This is a genomic window from Methanocalculus sp. MC3, assembly GCF_054767395.1.
The window spans coordinates 407,443-424,812 of record NZ_BAABMP010000002.1; the positions used below are offsets into that span (position 1 = coordinate 407,443).

Genomic DNA, 17,370 nt, shown 5'->3' on the forward strand with positions numbered 1-17,370 from the left:
TCAGAAAAAGAGAGATTAATTAATTGGCACAAAGCCTTCTTTCGAGACGATCTGCTGTCCTTCTGCACTCACCAGGAAGTCAAGATAGTCTTTGATCAGACCGGTTTCGGGGCCATTTGTATACATGTGAAGACCACGGGCGATCGGGTAGGTTTTATTCTTCACATTATCAATCGTGGGTGCAACGAGCGTGCCATCCTTGTTGATGCTGATTGCTTTGACGGTTGTGTCGATATAGCCAAGCCCGACATAGCCGATTGCATCAGGTGTCTGGGCAACCGTCTGTTTAACCGCACCATTGGAGTTCAGTTCCTGCTGGGTTCTGACGAACTCTTCCTTCTTCATGACCTCGTCATAGAAGAACTCACGAGTTCCCGATGCACTATCTCTGCCAACCACAACGATCTGGCGATCACTGCCACCAACATCCTTCCAGTTGGTAATCTCTCCCTTATAGATTGCTTTTATCTCAGCCATCGTGAGCGAGGAGACCGGATTCTGAGGGTTTACAATGAGTGCAATCCCATCAACTGCAATAACATGCTCTACAACTCCCGGATACTGCTCCATCTCAGATGATTTGATGTCACGGGATGCCATTCCGATATCTGCGGTTCTCTCACCGACTGCCTTGATACCTACACTGGATCCTCCCCCTGAGACGAGAATCTCATCATTTTGGTGTTTATCCATATAGGCGTCGGCTGCTATCTGTGCAATAGGCAGGACGGTTGTCGATCCGGTGACTGAGATCGAGCGTTGTTCAACTGATGGGTCGCTGCCGACACAACCGCTTACAAGGGCTGCTGCAAGTAGGAGAACTACTGCTCCGGCGAGGAATGCCGGAGATGATCTAATGCTGAATGAACGAGTCATCGATCATCTGTATGGTAGAAAATACTATGATAAATCCTGATAGAGAGTATTGGTATATCAGAAAGTATATGTGTATATATAGTAATATAAATTCTAAATAGGAGTATATCTTCTCTTCAGGCAGTGATAGATACTATGGATATCCGGAAGATCCAGGTGACCGGGGGCTCATCTTTTGTCCTCTCTCTCCCAAAAAGCTGGGCAACAAAACACCATATACAGAAGAACGATCCGATCGGGATTATCACCCAGGCGGATGGCAACCTGCTGATCACAGCGGATATCAAAGGAATTACCTCCCAGAGGGAGAAGGAGTTTTTCCTGAAGGATTATGCCGATCCTGACTGCCTCTTCCGATGCTTGATCAGCGCATATATCACTGGCTATACTGCGATCAGGATTACATCAAAGGTGAGAATTCCCCCTGAAGTAAGGCAGATGGTGAGGCTCTATACCCAGATGACGATCGGCCAGGAGGTTGCTGAAGAGAATGACACTTCCATTACCTTAAAGGATATCTTAAATCCTTCCGAGATGCCGCTTGACAACACGATCAAACGGATGTATACGATTGTGAAGTCGATGCATGAGGATGCCATCACCGCTCTTGAGGAGAAGAACGCCTCACTCTGCCAGGATGTCGTATCGCGCGATAACGACATCGATCGCCTCCACTGGCTGATAAACAGGCAGTATCACCTGATCACCCATGATCCGGCGCTTTCACGGAAGATGAATATCACAGCTGGTGCTGCCATGACATTTTTCCAGATATCCCGTACAATCGAGCGGATCGCCGATCATGCAGTGACGATTGCAACCTATGTCCAGAACCTTCTTCTCCTTGAATCAGAGACTGGCGATAGCGCTCTAATCGATACTGAAACGATTCAGGTTTTCAGAAAAGCAGATGAACTGGCTCTCACAATTTTTAAGCGAAGCATGCGTTCTTTTTACGATCGGAATATCTATGAGGCAAATGCCGGTATCGTCTCTCTCCGTGACCTAACAGTACTATATAAAGAACTTAAAGCCCTGAGCATACAAAAGAGAAGCCCCGCCAGCATCTATTTTGGATATATAGCCAACAGCATCGCCCGTATTGGGGAGTACTCAAGTGATATTTCAGAGATCGTCATCAACCACTGCATTGGCGAGGAGTAAGTTCAAGTAGTGGTGGAGCAATATCCGGAGATAGTGTTCCTATGTCATCTGTCATTGAACTTGATACCATGAACTGGGAGAAGACGGTTGAGAAAACATATGATCCAATAACGCTCCTCTTCTATTCTCCAACCTGCCCCCACTGCCACTCGATCATGCCCTATTATGAGGAATATGCAGAGGAATTCAAGGGTGCAGTCGCCTTTGCCAGGATTGATGTCACACAGAATCCCTGGATTGCCGAGCGTTATGGCATTATGAGCACACCTACAATTGCGGTATTCTGCCATGGGCGATCGGTTGCACAGCTGGTCGGTTCTGTCTATCCGGCACTCATCAAAAAAATGATTGAGGAAGGATTGAAGAATGCAAAGGAATGTGCCGGTCAATCGACTGTTATTGATTATGAGATCACCGGGTATGGATGATCTCCGGTTACTCGCCAATTAACTCCTCTTTTATGGATCTTCTCTTATCCGTGCGGATTTTAATCAGCGAACACATCATAATCTGGCTATTTGGTGTTTGAATAATGCAATTGGGATCTGTTCACTCAGGCGCTGGATATCCAGAAATCATAGACGGTGAAAGGGATAGAATTCCTGCATCTATCGAGATGGTTACCATATATGCCAAACTAGCTACAGTATCATAGTAGAGAAAACCCTGGAACATTCCCCACCACCCCTTCCCCCGTCCGTACGTGCTTCGCAGAGTGGCAATGGATGTTCCGAGATGGGTTGCCCCCCTTCCCCCGTCCGTACGTGCTTCGCAAGGAGGTTGTACTGGCTGACCGCTGATGCAGCGCGGGAGGGGCGGGAATGTTTCGGTGGCTGCCAGAGTAGATAAACACCCGATTCTTTCGGAATCGCCTTTCAGGTTGCTCTGATGAGCAAGGGTTTATCATCTCTGTCACCCTGCTCCCTCGCTACCCCGCCCCCCGATACCCGCGCCGCACCTGCTTCAAACTACCCTCATGAAATAGCAAAGAGGCTCTTTTATTGAGATCCCAAAATGATCTTCGCTATCCGGATGCACCAGATAACTGTTGTATCCTTTTGATATATCCATCAATATCTCCTTTCCGCATCAGTCCGTTTGCATTCATGTACCGCACCTTGCCAAAGATGGGACGTTCCTTCCAGGCGCGGTCATGTTTCCCAAAACACCATGCAACCCCGGCATATCCGTTTGGATCCCGGCCATCCAGCTCATAGGTATCATTTAAGAGAAGGGCATTTTGGTATCCGGTTTCCGGTGTTTCAGACCATTCAAGGATCTTCTTCCCCCAGTACATCCGCATATAATTGTGCATCTTCCCGGTGAGGATCATCTCCTTCTGGGCCGCATTCCAGAAGGGATCATGTGTCTCTGCCCGCCCGAGTTCCTCATATGAATAGCAATAGTCGCGGGTGTCTTCGGTATGTTCCATAAGAGTCTTCTTTGCCCATTCCGGCAGGCAGTTGATGGAATCATACTGTTCATTATACCAGACAAAGTTGATGGCAAGCTCCCTTCTGACGATCAGCTCCTCAAGAAAACCGGGCCGATCCGAGGCTGCGCGTGCCACTTCCAAAGGGGATATCTGGCCGAAGTGCAGGTAGGGGGAGAGGCCCGAGGTGACCTCGCGTCCGGGATCATTTCGTGCTGTATCATAGAGATGAGCGGGAGTGGCAAGAAATTCTGCCAGTCTTCTGGCAGCTTCAGCTCGTCCGCCACGCGCCATGAGTGGGCTCTCAGGCTCAAAGAAGCCGATCTTCTTCAGCAAACCATCAATATCGGCAGGATCGTGATCCGATTCTGCATCCTCAGGGGCGGGTTTTTTCAATTTGATCTCTTCCACAGGAGAAAGGAAATCGGAGATCTGCGGAGTTATCCTGCGCCTTAGCGTGGCAGCAGACCACTCTTCTTTAACTGACGCCGCCCTCACCGGCACCACGCAATCTGATTCGACCTCAATCACCGGGCAGTCAGCCTCTTCTGTAATGGCATGACGGATCAGCCTCTCATGCCTGAGATATCCACGATCCATGACCAGTAATGCAGTATCCTGGATAAAACGGGGCACCAGTTGATCCGGATCACCAAGTTTCACAGATAGAGGTATGCCACGTTCAAGAAGATTCTTGTGAGTTTCTGCCAGCCCCTCGATCATGAAACGGAACGAACGGGATGTTGCGAGGGGGTAATCCGGATCGAGACAGAAGAGAACATTGAGTGGAACTCCACGCTGATTCGCCTCATGAACCGCATACTCAAGGGCATGATTCTCTTCTGCCCTCTGTGATCGCTGCATCCAGTAGATTACACGGTCTCCGCCCTCCCCACCTCCCTCTTTCCGGTAATGTATCCGTTCCGGATTGATCATAGGTGGAGATATCGGGGATAGAGCTGATAATACCTCCCTATGCAGGAACAATGAAGTATTTGTTCAGCCACGATCGAATAATGCATAGTGAACGGAACTATTGACTCTGAGCTCGTCCGGAAAGAGAGGGCGGTCCTGAGAGCCACAGCAAAAGGTCCGGATAAAGAATCAATTGAACTTTTTTCTGACCTTATACTCTCATATTACCGACAATACGGGCGTGATCTCCCCTGGCGTAGAACAACAGATCCCTACTCTATCCTCGTCTCAGAATTCATGCTCCAGCAGACCCAGGTGGAGCGGGTGGCTCCAAAATATTCCCTCTTCATTGAGCAGTTCAAAACGATCGATTGCCTTGCCTCCGCTCCGCTCTCTGCTGTTCTTTCAGCCTGGTCCGGGCTTGGGTATAACAGGCGTGCGATAAATCTCCAGAAGACGGCAATCATCCTGAGGGATGAGTATAATAATCAGGTTCCAGAGGATCCGGCTGTCCTTGAAAGGCTTCCGGGCATCGGGAAGGCAACCGCGTCAGCAATCTGTGCATATGCATTTAATTTGCCGGTTGTCTATATCGAGACGAATATCCGGAGAATTTTTATCCATTATTTCTTCCAGGATCGCGATGATATCCATGATGCTGAGATCCTGCCTGTCATCCGCGATGCACTCTACCTTGATAACCCAGGGGAATGGTATAGTGCGCTCATGGATTATGGAACAAATCTGAACAAACGGCTTACAAATCCAAATAAGCGGAGCAGGCATTATACACGCCAGGCTCCGTTCGCAGGATCAGATCGGGAGATCCGGGGCTCTGCCCTCCGACTCCTCCTTGAGAGAAAAGAGATCGAAAAAAGCGCTCTTATCAGTGCGCTTACGGTTACAAAAAACAGAGAGAAAGGACGAATCGAGAGAGTACTTACAGATCTCGAAAAGGAGGGTTTTGTCCGGGAAGATGCGGGTTTCTATTCTATAAAAGAATGATAATATTGATTACACATTCTTCAGCGCGACAATATCCTTTACACCGGATAGTCTCCAGACCATCGATCGCTCTTCCAGCGCGATGGATTCGGGTGGATCCTGTGGAGAGTGACCGAGCGCTGCGAGAATATTGTTTGAGAGTTTCCGTTCTTTGATCAGGCTTACAAAATTCTCGCGAACGATCTTTTTCTCGATTGAGTCGGTTACCTCCTCAATTCTCCCCTGCATAGTCACGAATGTGTAGCAGGAGAGATCCTTTGAGTACTTCTCCACCTCAACGGAAACATAGGGACTCTCCCGGAAGAGGTTTACTTTTCTGCCATACTTTGTCGAAAGGAAATACAGGTGTTTTCCATCGAATACGTAGAGAAATGGGGCAATGTAGGGGTATTTCTCTCCCTGAAACGCTATCCGGGATACATATCCTTCCTCAATAAGCCGGTCGTACTCCTTCTTCTCCATCTTCGGGATCTTAATGATCTCCATCCAATTCACCTGATTAACGATACTGTCTCAGTCGTTTTAAAGGTATTGTTTTTATCTTAATGATAGGAGTCAATGCCTGCACGCCAGGCAAGTATCAGAAATGCTATGGCAGCAATAAGGGAAATAATACCCGCAATCTCAAATACTGCCCTGATATCAAGGATATCCATGATGTAGCCGGAGATGATTGGTGAAGATACCATTCCGACACTCATAGCGGTATTAAATGCACCCATACATGCTCCCTGCCCAAATTCCCGTCCGGCAATAGCAACTACTGCCGTGGATGCAGGCATTGCAAGTGCACTGCCGATTCCAAGAATAAAGGAGACGACGATCAATCCAAAGAATCCTGAGGTAAAAGGAATAACGATCAGGCAGAGAGAGACAATGACGGTTCCGATCACAATAAGGCCGGTTTTCGAAAAGATATCTGCAAATAATCCAAATGGACGCTGGAGAAGACCGGTTGCCAGTATTGATAATGAGATGATAACTCCTGCCTCAAATGCAGAGAGTCCAAACCAGAAGGTGGCAATGACCGGCAGAAATACCATGAATGTCCCATTTGCATAGGCATTCATGATCCGGAAGAAGAGGATCGGCTTCATGTGGGTACTCCCCGCTGCCAGCCGTATTGACGAGTTCATCCGATGAAGAGATGGGGCTTCCGGAAGGAATACAAGGCAGATAAGAAAAGCAACGAATGATAGTGCTGCCATAAGGAGAAAGACCATCTCAATACCCACAGCATCAAGGATGGCACCTCCGATCAATGGCCCGCAACCAAGGCCGAGGAAGAGCGAGGTATTGAATGAGCCCATGCAGATTCCTTCCCTGCCGGGCGGGGAGAAATCCGCAACATATGCCATGGCAACAGGAACAACCATAGCCGAGGCAAATCCATGAGCAATCCTGACAAGAGTCAGCCCGGCCACAGAGGAGGCGAAGATATAGGCAACCGAGAGGATTGTAAAGAGCGCAAGTCCGATGAGGATGAAATATTTCCTCCCTTTCCGATCTGAATATCGGCCGATGAGGGGCATAAAAACCGCACGGGACAGGGCAAAACCTGAAAAGATCAGCCCGATTCCAATGCCTGTAGCTCCAAGGGTGTCGGCATAGTAGGGGAGGAGAGGAACCACAATCCCAAGCCCAAGCATCGAGGCAAAGACGGCGATGAAGAGAACCCGGAGACTAAGCCTCTTAGTCAAAAGAAACCCCTCTTTCTCGCATTGTATCAACTGTTTCTATCCAAACCTGTATCAAGCTGCGCATGCAACCTTAAGGTGTCTGGTGGATATGCAGGATTTCCTACTCCATGACGGTCTCTTTGATGCCGTCCTTTTTGATCTCGATAACACACTTGTTGATTTTATATCCGCTAAGAAGAAGGCCTGCGCTTCTGTCATCGAAGAACTGGGTTGTGGCAATCCTGATGAACTCTTCTCATACTTCCTCAGGAAGCGGTATGGGTTTGAAGACTATGGAAATATCTTTGATTATCTCTCTGATATCGGGATTCAGGGATCAGCAACATATCTTGAGTCATGTACAATCTATGAGAATGAAAAACTCCTCAATATCCATCCATATCAGGGGATTGAAGAGATACTTTCAGGACTCCGCTCGAAAGGAATGCGGCTTGGCGTTGTAACGGACGCAGATTCAGATCATGCGGAAAAAAGGCTGAAAAAGGCAGATCTTTTTCAGTATTTTGACATTATAATGACTCCGGATATCAGTGGCAGCCGAAAGCCAAATCCAGACTCATTTCTGATGGCCCTGGACTCGGTCCGGGCCGATCCGGTTCATACAATACATGTCGGAGACAGTATCCGCCGGGATATCGAACCGGCAAACCGTCTTGGGATCTGCACCATTCATGCTGCATATGGAGACTGGCATCCTGATGAAACGAAGGAGTCCTCTGTCCGGACGCTCCGGGTTGATCGATCCGAGGATCTTCTCCGCCTGATGCTTGGGTAACTAGTGGTGACTCTTACTCATTTTTGTACAAATATGTACTATATGTTATCTGTCCTGATCAGTACAGAATGATTAATGGTATTTGCTCCTTTATTGAAATGAAAATAGAATCTGGTTTTAACGGATATGGACGAACTAGAAATAATTCCACAGCGTGATTCTCTCAAGGCTGGCAGGGAACGAGTACAAATATTGTGATATTCTATTTAGATACAGAAGTATATATTATAAGAATTCTATGACCGCTGCAATCAAATCCTTGCCGGCTAAGGAGGGATCTGTCGATGTGGCAGAACATGAACGGGAACATGCCCTGTTCCTGAACCTTCTGGTGGCAACTGCTCCTGCAATCCCAAAGCTCATCGCAGCGGCACTCTCAGGATCGGTAACCCTGCTTACGTCCGGCATGAAAACGATCAACGAGGCCCTCGCAATCCTGATTGTGTGGATTATATCCCGGACAATTTCTCGGGGAAATAATGGTAAATATGATTACGGGATGGGAAAATTTGAGAACCTTGCCAGGATCGTTACCGGTGGCCTGATCCTTGTATCGGTTCTGATCCTTATCCTCGCTGCCATATTCCGCATCCTCTTTCCTGCAAATATCGGCAGCGGATGGGCCCTTGTCGGGATGATCATCGTCATCATCATGGCTGCGGTTGACAGTTACTTCTGGATTAAGAATTACCGGATCGCTCTGCGGGAACCCTCGCCCATTATGGATTCACAATCCCACCTTTTCCGCCTAAAAGCAATTTCAAATCTTGTCGTCCTTGCAACCCTGGTTATTGCAGTCCTATGCGCAGGGAATTGGTGGTCGGTTTATATCGATCCGGTTGCCTCGTTTGTTGTCATGGGAATTCTCCTCTATTCCGGCTATACCATGATCATCTCCTCGCTTCCCGATCTTCTGGATCAGACAATTGAAGAGGAACTCCAGCTCATCGTGATGAAAGAACTGGCTGAACATTTTCATAACTACAAACAGATCCATGAGATAAAATCCCGGCAGAGTGGAGGGAGCATCTATGTTGATATTTTCCTGGAGTTTGGGCCAGATCAGCTGATGGGCGATGTTCAGGATATCATGGATCTGATGAAATCATCTCTTGAGATCCAGATCCCAAAAAGCTCGGTGAATATTATCACTTCACGTGGTAGGGACAACCTTTGCAGGCTCTAAAATACTATACATGATGCTTTCAGCTCGCATTCGGCAGCTAATTTTTCACGCATAATATTTTTCCACCCCAGACCCGAACAGCCGCGTTATATCCTGTAATTCATCTGTATAATTGAGAATACGGCATTCAACCCCTGCATCAGTCACTTCTTCAATCTGCCGAACCCGCCTGAAGAGATGGTAGATCCGTTTTGTCGTCGGTTTGTCGGTCTTCTTCTTGACATCACGAACCGTCTTCTTCTGCTCCTTAAGGATCTCCCTGATCTGCCATTGAGTAACCGTGTACACCATTAGACTGAGCACCATTAGCATTGAGACTGCGGCTATTCTATTCGGGTTTTTCAGAAAGATCTCTGAGATATGGAAGCTATTATCCTTTAAAAACCGGAAGCCGCGTTCAACTGCACCCTGCTCCTTGTACCAGTCGAGAAGTGTATCAGGATCGATCTCACAATCGTTTGTGGCGAGAATGAACCGTCCAAGCCGCTCTTTCTCCCGGTGCACCTCATCATCATTAAACATCAGCTTACAAGAGATGAGGAAGACCTCCTTCAACTCCTCTCCAATTTTTGGCCGCCCCTTCTTACCATCTGCACGACGGTGCTTGGTTATCACAAGAATGTTGCCAGGTAGGTATCGGTGATGTTTTCCAAACCATCGTTCAAGTTCAGCACGTGCATCAGTTTCACAGGCATATTCATGAGAAAATATCTTTTTCAGAGCGGTTTCATCCTTTTTTCGTTGCTTTTCTATGCGGGATGTGAACTTCTTTTCCGATCTGGTTTGTTGATCCCGTGAATGGTACAGCACCCATTTCTGAGGGATATCAGCATACCCAGATTGGAGTTCGTGGTAGTGATACCGGTCATCGGCACAGGGTTGCCAGGTGACGCCTTCCAGGTGAATGAGTGTTTTTGCTTCTTTAATCGTGTTTGGAACATGAGAGATCCAGTAACACTGGGTTCCCAGGGTTTGGAGATTTAATTTCGTATAAAACGCTGAATCTGCGATATGGTAGATTCGTTGATCGGTCACCAGATTATTCCGGACAGCCTGAATTGACCTGAGAAGGGATTTTTTATCCGAGGCATTCCCGGAGAGGGGTTCCATGAAGACGGGAATGCCATGCTGGTTGGTGACCAGGGTTATGACGAATTGGTTGAGATCGTTTCGGTGATCTTTGGAGTGGCCACGGACAATCTGAATTAGTCGTGTTCCAAAATCACTGTCATACTCTCCTGTTACCTTAAAAGAGCTTGTATCATGATGAAGTCGAGGAGAGTCCTGAGGTTTGGGAGGTTCGGGTGTGAGCTTTTTCATCATGGTGAGGCTGATTGCAGTGAAGAGCTGGGTCGGGTTAAACCGTGCAATTGCATCCAGCGTCTCACCAAAGAGAGATTCATTAAGATGATCAGGATGGATTCCCGGACCAAGGAGTCGTTCTGTTGCAATATCATCGAAGTAATCCGGCATGATATAGAGCCGCCGCTCCACAAAGCCGAGAGAGTTGAGGAGAAGTGCTTTGACAGCGGTGCCATGGGAGACGATGTGATGCCGTTTCTTGGGTATGAGTTCGTCAATGAGATCGCCGATCCCAAGCGAGTCATACACACCGGCAACGAGCCCAAGATGGGATATTGTGACATTCGAGCCATCTACAAGAGCCATAGTAGAACAATTGAATATTAAACATGTACTCTCATATAAAACTATGTACGTAAATGTTTGATAGTTGGATCTTTACTGCCGAAGACCGGTTTCAGGCAAACAGGCATACAACATGAAAATACCATGATAATGTTTCAGTTTTTCGAAAATTATGAGGATTATTTAGCTATCTTCCAATGGATACTCCTGCGTCTCTTTTGAAAGGAAGTAGGAGAGGACAGTTCGTATTGCGACAATTGCACCGAGGAGCATAACATCCTCTATTGAAGGCGCGATGATTGTTGCAAGAAGATCAGCTGCAATGATAAACTCAAGCCCAAAAATCAGCTTGTTTGTGAAATCTCTCCGTATGTAATTATATGAAAAAGCGGGATTTTTCAGGACTTCGATTTGGAAAACCCCGACAGCTCCCCGCAAGCCCCCATAGATGATCATGATAGCACCGACAATCTCGAATAGGATGATAAAGGAATCCAGGAAAAGATGCAGATAATCCATAATAATCTATCAATTGAGTGACCCCTACATAAGGTTCACGGAATGTCCGTTTGTTTTCAGAGTCTTCCATCAGAACCCAGGGAACCTCTTCTGTTTATTTCATCATCTGGGATATTCTCAATAAGGGTGCGGTATAAGATGATCACAGGTATGCCCAATGAGTAACAATGGAGGAGTTCTCGGAATGATGAAGCTGATGGCAAAAAAGATACAGTCCATCGCCGAATCAATCGCTGATGAAGAGGTGGAGGGATTTTCAAAGGCCATTTTATCTGCAAATCGCGTCTATGTTATGGGGGCCGGGAGATCAGGGCTGGTGGCAAAAGCATTTGCGATGCGCCTGATGCATCTTGGCTTCACCTCATTTGTGGTTGGAGAGACGATTACCCCGGCAATTGAGAAGAATGATATGCTTATTGCTTTTTCAGGGTCAGGAAACACCCGATCAATTGCCGATGTCGCCCAGACAGCAAAAGGACTTGGTGCAACTGTCGGACTGATAACATCAAATAAAGAATCAACGATCGGACAGATCGCCGATACAATCGTGGTCATAGAAAGCCAGCGTGATGCTGTCACTGATGAGTCTCATGAATATGATATCCGCCAGATGATGGGTGAACACCGATCATTTGCTCCTCTTGGAACTATATTTGAGACTACATCAATGGTCTTCTCCGATGCCCTTGTCTCCTATCTGATGGAGATCACCGAGACATCCGAGGGAGAGTTAAAGAAACGGCATACCAATATCGAATAAGAGGATTGTTTATGCAGTTTGCTGACAGGGTAATGAATCTTGAAATCTCCGGGATCAGGAAGATCTTCGAGGCGGCCGGGCCGGATGCGATCAGTCTTGCCCTTGGCCAGCCTGACTTTGATACACCGCTTCACATAAAAGAGGCGGCGATACAGGCGATACGCGATGGGAAAACCGGATATACGCCAAATTCCGGAATACCGGAATTGCGTGAGGCAATCTCCCAAAAATTCAGGCGTGAGAACAATCTCCAGTATTCGCCATCAGATATCATTGTCTGTGCAGGTGCAAGCGAAGCACTGAATATCGCAATACAGGCGATAGTCAATCCCGGTGATCGGGTTGTCTATTCAGATCCCGGATTTGTCTCGTATGGTGCGCTCGCAGAACTTGCCGGAGGCATCCCGGATCCGGTTCCGCTGGGAGAGGATCTGAGAATCGATCTCAATCGAACCTGTGAGGCAATAGATGGTGCCCGGATGATCGTCCTGAACTCCCCCTCCAATCCGACAGGAATGGTTGAATCTGAGGAGACGATCAGGGGTATTGTTGAGTATGCTGATGATCAGGGGACTCTTGTCATCTCTGATGAAGTATATGAGCACTTCATCTACGGGGGAAAGCATTACAGTGCTGCCCTGTATGGAGATAATGTCATCACCATCAATGCCACCAGCAAGACCTATGCGATGACGGGCTGGCGGCTCGGACTTCTTGCAGCACCTTTAGAGATAGCCGAGGAATGCCTGAAAGTCCATCAGTACACAATCGCCTGTGCATCATCCATCTCCCAGTATGCTGCTCTTGCAGCGTATACCGGGGATCAGGGTGTTGTCAAAGAGATGAGGGATGAATATCATGCCCGCCGCGACCTGATGGCAGGAGGCTTGAAGGAGATGGGCTTTGATTTCTGCGTTCCTGAAGGGGCGTTCTATCTCTTCGTCCCGATGAGCGCAGAACAACTGGAGGCGATCATCTCAGCAGGCGTGATTATTGTACCGGGCACCGCGTTTGGCGCCAAAGGGACCGGATATGCCAGGATCAGTTATGCAGCCTCACAGGATGCCCTGAAAGAAGCACTTAATCGGATACGAAACGTTGTATAAGTGAATATCATGGTACTCGAATTACTCAGAAAGCTCTCGGATGCGCATGGCCTCTCTGGCCGTGAACAGAACATCCGGGAGATCATCAAAGAAGAGATTGCCCCTTATGTCGATGAGATCAGAACCGATTCTATGGGCAACCTGATTGCAGTTAAGAAGGGTGGGAACTTCAAGGTGATGCTGGCTGCCCATATGGATGAGATCGGTTGTATGGTCCAGTATATTGATGACCGTGGCTTCATCAGGTTTGTCACCATCGGTGGCTGGTTCACCCCTGCACTCTATGCCCAGCGTGTGATTCTCCATGGAACAAAAGGTCCTGTTACCGGAGTGCTTGGTGGAAAGCCTCCCCATATGATGTCCGATGAAGACAGGAAGAAGACGCTGAAGCCGGAAGATCTCTTCATCGATATTGGTGTTACATCGGCTAAAGAAGCAGCAGAACTCGGAATCGAGATCGGATGTCCGATCACTATCGATCGGGAGCTCAGGGAGCTTGCAGGCAGCAGGATCACCGGGAAGGCATTCGATGATCGGGTCGGTGTTGCAATGATCATCGAGACGCTGAAGCAGCTTGAGACTGAACATACGGTCTATGCAGTATTTACAGTCCAGGAAGAGGTGGGGCTGAAAGGTGCAAAGACAAGTGCCTATGCAATCAACCCGGACTGCGCCATAGCACTAGACGTCACTATCCCTGGCGATCATCCGGGTATTGAAAAGAAAGATGCGAGTATCGAGATGGGCCAGGGTCCTGTTATCATTCTTGTTTCTGCCAGTGGGAGAGGTTTGTTATCTGATCAGACAATGGTCCGGTGGTTGAGGAGCACAGCCGATGCATCCGGCATTCCATACCAGATTGAAGTTGGAACAGGAGGCAATACCGATGCGACTATCATTCATCTTGAACAGGGTGGTATCCCAAGTGTCCCGTTCTCGATTCCTGCCCGCTATATCCACTCCCCGGTTGAGGTGGTGGATATGCAGGATATCAGGGATGGGATCAGGATCCTTTCAGCAGCATTAAAAACAAAGCCATAAGAGGAATAATCTCTCTTTTTTTCGAAAAAAATTGTTGAGATTATCAGGATAACCCGATAATCTCTCTGTGGGTATCAATTTCTTATTCTGATACTTCTTCTTCGGACTCCGCATCACCGAACCTGATCGGCTTCATGGAGGGGAAGAGGATCACTTCCTTGATCGAGTTCTGCCCGGTTGCGAGCATCACAAGCCGGTCGATCCCAATCCCGACTCCGCCTGTCGGGGGCATGCCGTACCCAAGCGCATTGATAAAATCATAATCGATCATCTGTGCTTCGAGATCGCCACGCTGGCGTTTGGCATCCTGTTCTTCGAATCTCGCCTTCTGATCGAGTGGATCATTCAGCTCGGAGAAGCCATTTGCAATCTCCATGCCTGCGATAAAGAGTTCAAAACGCTCGGTGAAGCCGGGTTTTGTCCGGTGCTTCTTGGCAAGCGGCGAGTTTTCAATCGGGAAGTCATAGATGAATGTTGGCTGGATCAGCGTTGGTTCGACATAATGCTCAAAGAAGAGCACAAGGAATTCACCCGGAGTTGCAGCCTTCTCCCAGCCGTCTATCCTCTCTTTCTCAGCAAGCTCCCTGAGCTCTTCAACCGTCTGGGCATGGATATCAATCCCGGCTGCATCAAGCACCGCTTCTTCCATGGATATCCGGCTCCATGGTGTGGAATAGTTGATTGGCTCCCCTTCAAAGACAACTTCAGATGTTCCGGCAGCCTCATTGATGATACCTGATATAAGATCCTCGGTGAGGGTCATCATATCATTGTAATCTGCATAGGCAGAATAGATCTCAACCATCGTGAACTCGGGATTATGATGGGTATCGATATCCTCGTTCCTGAAGTTCTTTGCAATCTCAAAGACCTTCTCAAACCCTCCGACTATCAACCGTTTCAGGTACAGTTCAGGGGCAATCCTGAGGTAGAGTTTCTGATCGAGATAGTTGTGGTATGTCGTAAAGGGCCGGGCATTTGCACCCCCATAAATTGGCTGGATAGTCGGGGTCTCAAATTCCATAAATCCGTTGCCAGAGAGATCTGATCTGAGCTTGCTGATGATTCTGCTCCGGGTTTTAAAAATTGACCTTGCCTCATCGTTTGTGATGAGATCGAGGTATCGCTGGCGGTATCTCGTCTCCACGTTTGTCAGACCATGGTACTTTTCAGGAAGTGGACAGATTGCCTTTGAAAGAAGGGTGATCTCATCAATCCAGATGCTGATCTCGCCAACCTTTGTCCTGAAGATATGCCCCCTGACACCGACGATGTCCCCGACATCAATATTTTTTGCAAAAAAGGTAAACGCGTCATCACCAAGATCATTTTTCCGGATATAAAGCTGAATCCTTCCGCTTTCATCTCCGAGATCGGCAAAGACAGTCTTCCCATGTGATCGCTTGGTATAGAGCCTGCCTGCAACAGATACTGCCTCTTCACTTTTATCATGTGAGATCTCTGAGAATCTGTCTTTTATCTCCGCTGCATGATCTTTTCTTGCATATTCCCAGGGATAGACCAGGATCCCGCTCTCCTGCAGTTCCTTGAGTTTATCCACTTTCTGTTCATCAAAATTCAGGCCGGGCGTCTCAGTCATTCATTATCTCCCTCTGTGAGAGTTTTTTGGAAATGATATATTTGCAACAGATTGCAATCCATCAAAATCCTGTTAACCCAATATAATCGCATGGAGAAGTATTAAGGTGTGAGGGTGGGCTTCATCAGTGAGGATATCTTTCTGGTTTTCTGTAAGATTTTTCCCTTATATTGATAGTGAAATGAAACAGGAAATGAGTAAATATTCATGTTCCAAGATGCCAGATTTGTGTTCCATAATCACCCCCAAGTGCAATTTTCAGATACATATTTTCTATCTCAAGTAAGGAAGGTACTTCAAAGACAAGATACCCTTCTGTCCCCTCATTCCGGTTGAGTGTTTTTCCAGAATATACCTCTCCTTCCGAGATAAATTTTGGGAGGTTACCCATTGGGGGGTAACTCCTGCCATGTCCTGATAGTGTATGGGATGATAGTGACGGTGTGGTTGTGGTGTAATGTGCTCCTACCCAGTTTCCAAGGTGAGTATACCGAATATTGACAAATAAATAGCTATAGCCGGTTGGTGCGTTAAACCAGATTGTCCCGGTTGGAGAATCAATCCAGAACTGGCTACGTTTGTGAACACTCCTCGGCAGGACTGATAGCTGGTTGGCTTTCCGGGAATCAAAGTATACATACCTCTGCCGTAGTGAGAGGGCATCTGGATACGATGTTTGCGTGGCATAATGTGTCAGGGTGGATGTATGTCGTAGCATATCCGGTGTCATGACGATTCCAGACGCATCCTTCGACGCCTCCATCAGGCGGTCCGTTCCCTGTACAATATGTGAGATATCACGGTTTTTTTGTGTGTTGTCCAGAGGCAGCCCTAGCCTGAGGGAGTTGGATGCAACCAGATATTCCTCCATGGAACGGAGGAATGCTGTTTTCTTTGGGAGGTATTCATAACTTACATTGAGAGAGTCTGCTTCCTCCCAGGATTGAACAGATAAAATAAAGAGATCATCAGAATGTTTCATCAGTTGGTTTTCGTCGCATTGATCGATTGCCAGTACCATCTGGAGGGAGAGAAGTGTAGCAGGTATTACTGAATCTGCAATCAGGATATCGAGTTGTGCATCCTGATGGGGATCTGGCTTCTCGTCTTTTTCAGCTTCAATCTGTTTGGTATTATTATCTGTTGCACCATCAATTGGATTTGATTCGGTTTTGTCTTTGGAAAGAATGTGTGCGGCTTTCTCTTCTGTCTGAATAGTTACATTATCACTATTATGGTCTTTTCCGTATCCGGGTAGATGTGTTGGATCGATCAGTACTTCAAATGATATGAGATTGAATGGCCAGTTGAGCGAATCAGTCCCACTTTTAGCTTGTTGGATCATGGATATCTCATCTGGATATGATGGTGGATAGACGGCCCGGGTGTTCGTAGCTAAACTTTTATTATCGCTGAATAGCCCTCTGAATGTATCTGAGTATATAATTCCCTCAACATGGACTGAGGTGGTTGTAACCACATCAGATAATCCTGCTCTCGTAACGATCTCATTCTCAGCCATGGTTTCTCCAAGGCCTACACTTATTCCTGCAACAAAAGCGATTATGCAGATAAAAAGTAGAAGGAGGATGATCCGCAAGAAACGCCTCTTCAAGGAAGCTTTCTGAATTTGAGCGGTTTTCC

16 protein-coding genes are annotated in these 17,370 nt (G+C 47.4%); 8 read left to right on the forward strand and 8 right to left on the reverse strand.

Features of this window, described 5'->3' with window-relative positions; translation table 11 throughout:
* Window positions 1–15: 15 nt before the first annotated feature.
* Entirely contained in the window at window positions 16–876 is an 861-nt protein-coding gene (locus ACYUBO_RS05695; protein ID WP_300332441.1) for a phosphate ABC transporter substrate-binding protein, read from the reverse strand.
* Between the two features lie 135 nt (window positions 877–1,011).
* Between ACYUBO_RS05695 and ACYUBO_RS05700 the strand changes: the two genes are divergently transcribed.
* Together ACYUBO_RS05700 and ACYUBO_RS05705 are read left to right on the forward strand one after the other, a co-directional pair.
* The gene (locus tag ACYUBO_RS05700; protein ID WP_460373015.1) at window positions 1,012–2,040 is read left to right on the forward strand and encodes a PhoU domain-containing protein; all 1,029 of its coding nucleotides are present in this window, start codon (window positions 1,012–1,014) and stop codon (window positions 2,038–2,040) included.
* Window positions 2,041–2,081: 41 nt separating this feature from the next.
* Window positions 2,082–2,468, forward strand: coding sequence for a thioredoxin family protein (locus tag ACYUBO_RS05705; RefSeq protein ID WP_300332437.1), 387 nt, complete (start codon window positions 2,082–2,084; stop codon window positions 2,466–2,468).
* Window positions 2,469–3,064: 596 nt separating this feature from the next.
* Here ACYUBO_RS05705 and ACYUBO_RS05710 read toward each other — a convergent pair.
* A complete protein-coding gene (locus ACYUBO_RS05710; protein WP_460373017.1) occupies window positions 3,065–4,408 on the reverse strand; it encodes a deoxyribodipyrimidine photo-lyase in 1,344 nt (447 codons plus the stop codon).
* A gap of 87 nt (window positions 4,409–4,495) precedes the next feature.
* On the opposite strand from ACYUBO_RS05710, the gene ACYUBO_RS05715 reads away from it, so the two are divergent.
* The gene (locus ACYUBO_RS05715) at window positions 4,496–5,392 is read left to right on the forward strand and encodes an HhH-GPD family protein (RefSeq protein ID WP_460373018.1); all 897 of its coding nucleotides are present in this window, start codon (window positions 4,496–4,498) and stop codon (window positions 5,390–5,392) included.
* 9 nt (window positions 5,393–5,401) lie between these two features.
* On the opposite strand, the gene ACYUBO_RS05720 is transcribed toward ACYUBO_RS05715, so the two are convergent.
* A complete protein-coding gene (locus ACYUBO_RS05720; protein ID WP_300329255.1) occupies window positions 5,402–5,878 on the reverse strand; it encodes a pyridoxamine 5'-phosphate oxidase family protein in 477 nt (158 codons plus the stop codon).
* A 56-nt stretch (window positions 5,879–5,934) separates the two neighbouring features.
* A complete protein-coding gene (locus tag ACYUBO_RS05725; protein WP_460373020.1) occupies window positions 5,935–7,092 on the reverse strand; it encodes an MFS transporter in 1,158 nt (385 codons plus the stop codon).
* Between the two features lie 88 nt (window positions 7,093–7,180).
* Between ACYUBO_RS05725 and ACYUBO_RS05730 the strand changes: the two genes are divergently transcribed.
* Together ACYUBO_RS05730 and ACYUBO_RS05735 are read left to right on the forward strand one after the other, a co-directional pair.
* Window positions 7,181–7,867 (forward strand): HAD family hydrolase, encoded by a 687-nt coding sequence (locus tag ACYUBO_RS05730; protein ID WP_460373022.1) that lies wholly within the window; start codon window positions 7,181–7,183, stop codon window positions 7,865–7,867.
* A gap of 238 nt (window positions 7,868–8,105) precedes the next feature.
* Window positions 8,106–9,053, forward strand: a complete 948-nt coding sequence (locus tag ACYUBO_RS05735) for a cation diffusion facilitator family transporter (RefSeq protein ID WP_460373024.1) — start codon at window positions 8,106–8,108, stop codon at window positions 9,051–9,053.
* Between the two features lie 45 nt (window positions 9,054–9,098).
* Here the strand turns inward: ACYUBO_RS05735 and ACYUBO_RS05740 are convergent, their stop codons facing one another.
* Together ACYUBO_RS05740 and ACYUBO_RS05745 are read right to left on the reverse strand one after the other, a co-directional pair.
* The gene (locus ACYUBO_RS05740) at window positions 9,099–10,721 is read right to left on the reverse strand and encodes an IS1634 family transposase (RefSeq protein WP_460372630.1); all 1,623 of its coding nucleotides are present in this window, start codon (window positions 10,719–10,721) and stop codon (window positions 9,099–9,101) included.
* Between the two features lie 162 nt (window positions 10,722–10,883).
* On the reverse strand, window positions 10,884–11,219 hold the full coding sequence (locus tag ACYUBO_RS05745) for a DUF1622 domain-containing protein (protein WP_460373026.1): 336 nt from the start codon (window positions 11,217–11,219) through the stop codon (window positions 10,884–10,886).
* Between the two features lie 157 nt (window positions 11,220–11,376).
* On the opposite strand from ACYUBO_RS05745, the gene hxlB reads away from it, so the two are divergent.
* From hxlB to ACYUBO_RS05760, 3 genes are read left to right on the forward strand one after another with little or no spacing between them, the layout of a single operon-like run.
* A complete protein-coding gene (gene hxlB, locus ACYUBO_RS05750; RefSeq protein ID WP_460373028.1) occupies window positions 11,377–11,979 on the forward strand; it encodes a 6-phospho-3-hexuloisomerase in 603 nt (200 codons plus the stop codon).
* Window positions 11,980–11,990: 11 nt separating this feature from the next.
* Window positions 11,991–13,085 (forward strand): pyridoxal phosphate-dependent aminotransferase, encoded by a 1,095-nt coding sequence (locus ACYUBO_RS05755; protein WP_300329268.1) that lies wholly within the window; start codon window positions 11,991–11,993, stop codon window positions 13,083–13,085.
* A 9-nt stretch (window positions 13,086–13,094) separates the two neighbouring features.
* Entirely contained in the window at window positions 13,095–14,126 is a 1,032-nt protein-coding gene (locus ACYUBO_RS05760) for a M42 family metallopeptidase (protein ID WP_460373030.1), read from the forward strand.
* 82 nt (window positions 14,127–14,208) lie between these two features.
* Here the strand turns inward: ACYUBO_RS05760 and lysS are convergent, their stop codons facing one another.
* Complete coding sequence (gene lysS, locus ACYUBO_RS05765; protein WP_460373032.1) at window positions 14,209–15,726, reverse strand: lysine--tRNA ligase; 1,518 nt, start codon at window positions 15,724–15,726, stop codon at window positions 14,209–14,211.
* A gap of 205 nt (window positions 15,727–15,931) precedes the next feature.
* Window positions 15,932–17,326, reverse strand: coding sequence for a DUF4352 domain-containing protein (locus tag ACYUBO_RS05770; RefSeq protein ID WP_460373034.1), 1,395 nt, complete (start codon window positions 17,324–17,326; stop codon window positions 15,932–15,934).
* Window positions 17,327–17,370 lie beyond the last annotated feature (44 nt).

Bases quoted from the DNA above. Each gene is read 5' to 3' on its own strand.
- ACYUBO_RS05695 (WP_300332441.1), bottom strand. From the start codon at position 876: ATGACTCGTTCATTCAGCATTAGATCATCTCCGGCATTCCTCGCCGGA.
- ACYUBO_RS05700 (WP_460373015.1), top strand. From the start codon at position 1,012: ATGGATATCCGGAAGATCCAGGTGACCGGGGGCTCATCTTTTGTCCTC.
- ACYUBO_RS05705 (WP_300332437.1), top strand. From the start codon at position 2,082: ATGTCATCTGTCATTGAACTTGATACCATGAACTGGGAGAAGACGGTT.
- ACYUBO_RS05710 (WP_460373017.1), bottom strand. From the start codon at position 4,408: ATGATCAATCCGGAACGGATACATTACCGGAAAGAGGGAGGTGGGGAG.
- ACYUBO_RS05720 (WP_300329255.1), bottom strand. From the start codon at position 5,878: ATGGAGATCATTAAGATCCCGAAGATGGAGAAGAAGGAGTACGACCGG.
- ACYUBO_RS05730 (WP_460373022.1), top strand. From the start codon at position 7,181: ATGCAGGATTTCCTACTCCATGACGGTCTCTTTGATGCCGTCCTTTTT.
- ACYUBO_RS05735 (WP_460373024.1), top strand. From the start codon at position 8,106: ATGACCGCTGCAATCAAATCCTTGCCGGCTAAGGAGGGATCTGTCGAT.
- ACYUBO_RS05740 (WP_460372630.1), bottom strand. From the start codon at position 10,721: ATGGCTCTTGTAGATGGCTCGAATGTCACAATATCCCATCTTGGGCTC.
- ACYUBO_RS05745 (WP_460373026.1), bottom strand. From the start codon at position 11,219: ATGGATTATCTGCATCTTTTCCTGGATTCCTTTATCATCCTATTCGAG.
- hxlB (WP_460373028.1), top strand. From the start codon at position 11,377: ATGAGTAACAATGGAGGAGTTCTCGGAATGATGAAGCTGATGGCAAAA.
- ACYUBO_RS05755 (WP_300329268.1), top strand. From the start codon at position 11,991: ATGCAGTTTGCTGACAGGGTAATGAATCTTGAAATCTCCGGGATCAGG.
- ACYUBO_RS05760 (WP_460373030.1), top strand. From the start codon at position 13,095: ATGGTACTCGAATTACTCAGAAAGCTCTCGGATGCGCATGGCCTCTCT.
- lysS (WP_460373032.1), bottom strand. From the start codon at position 15,726: ATGACTGAGACGCCCGGCCTGAATTTTGATGAACAGAAAGTGGATAAA.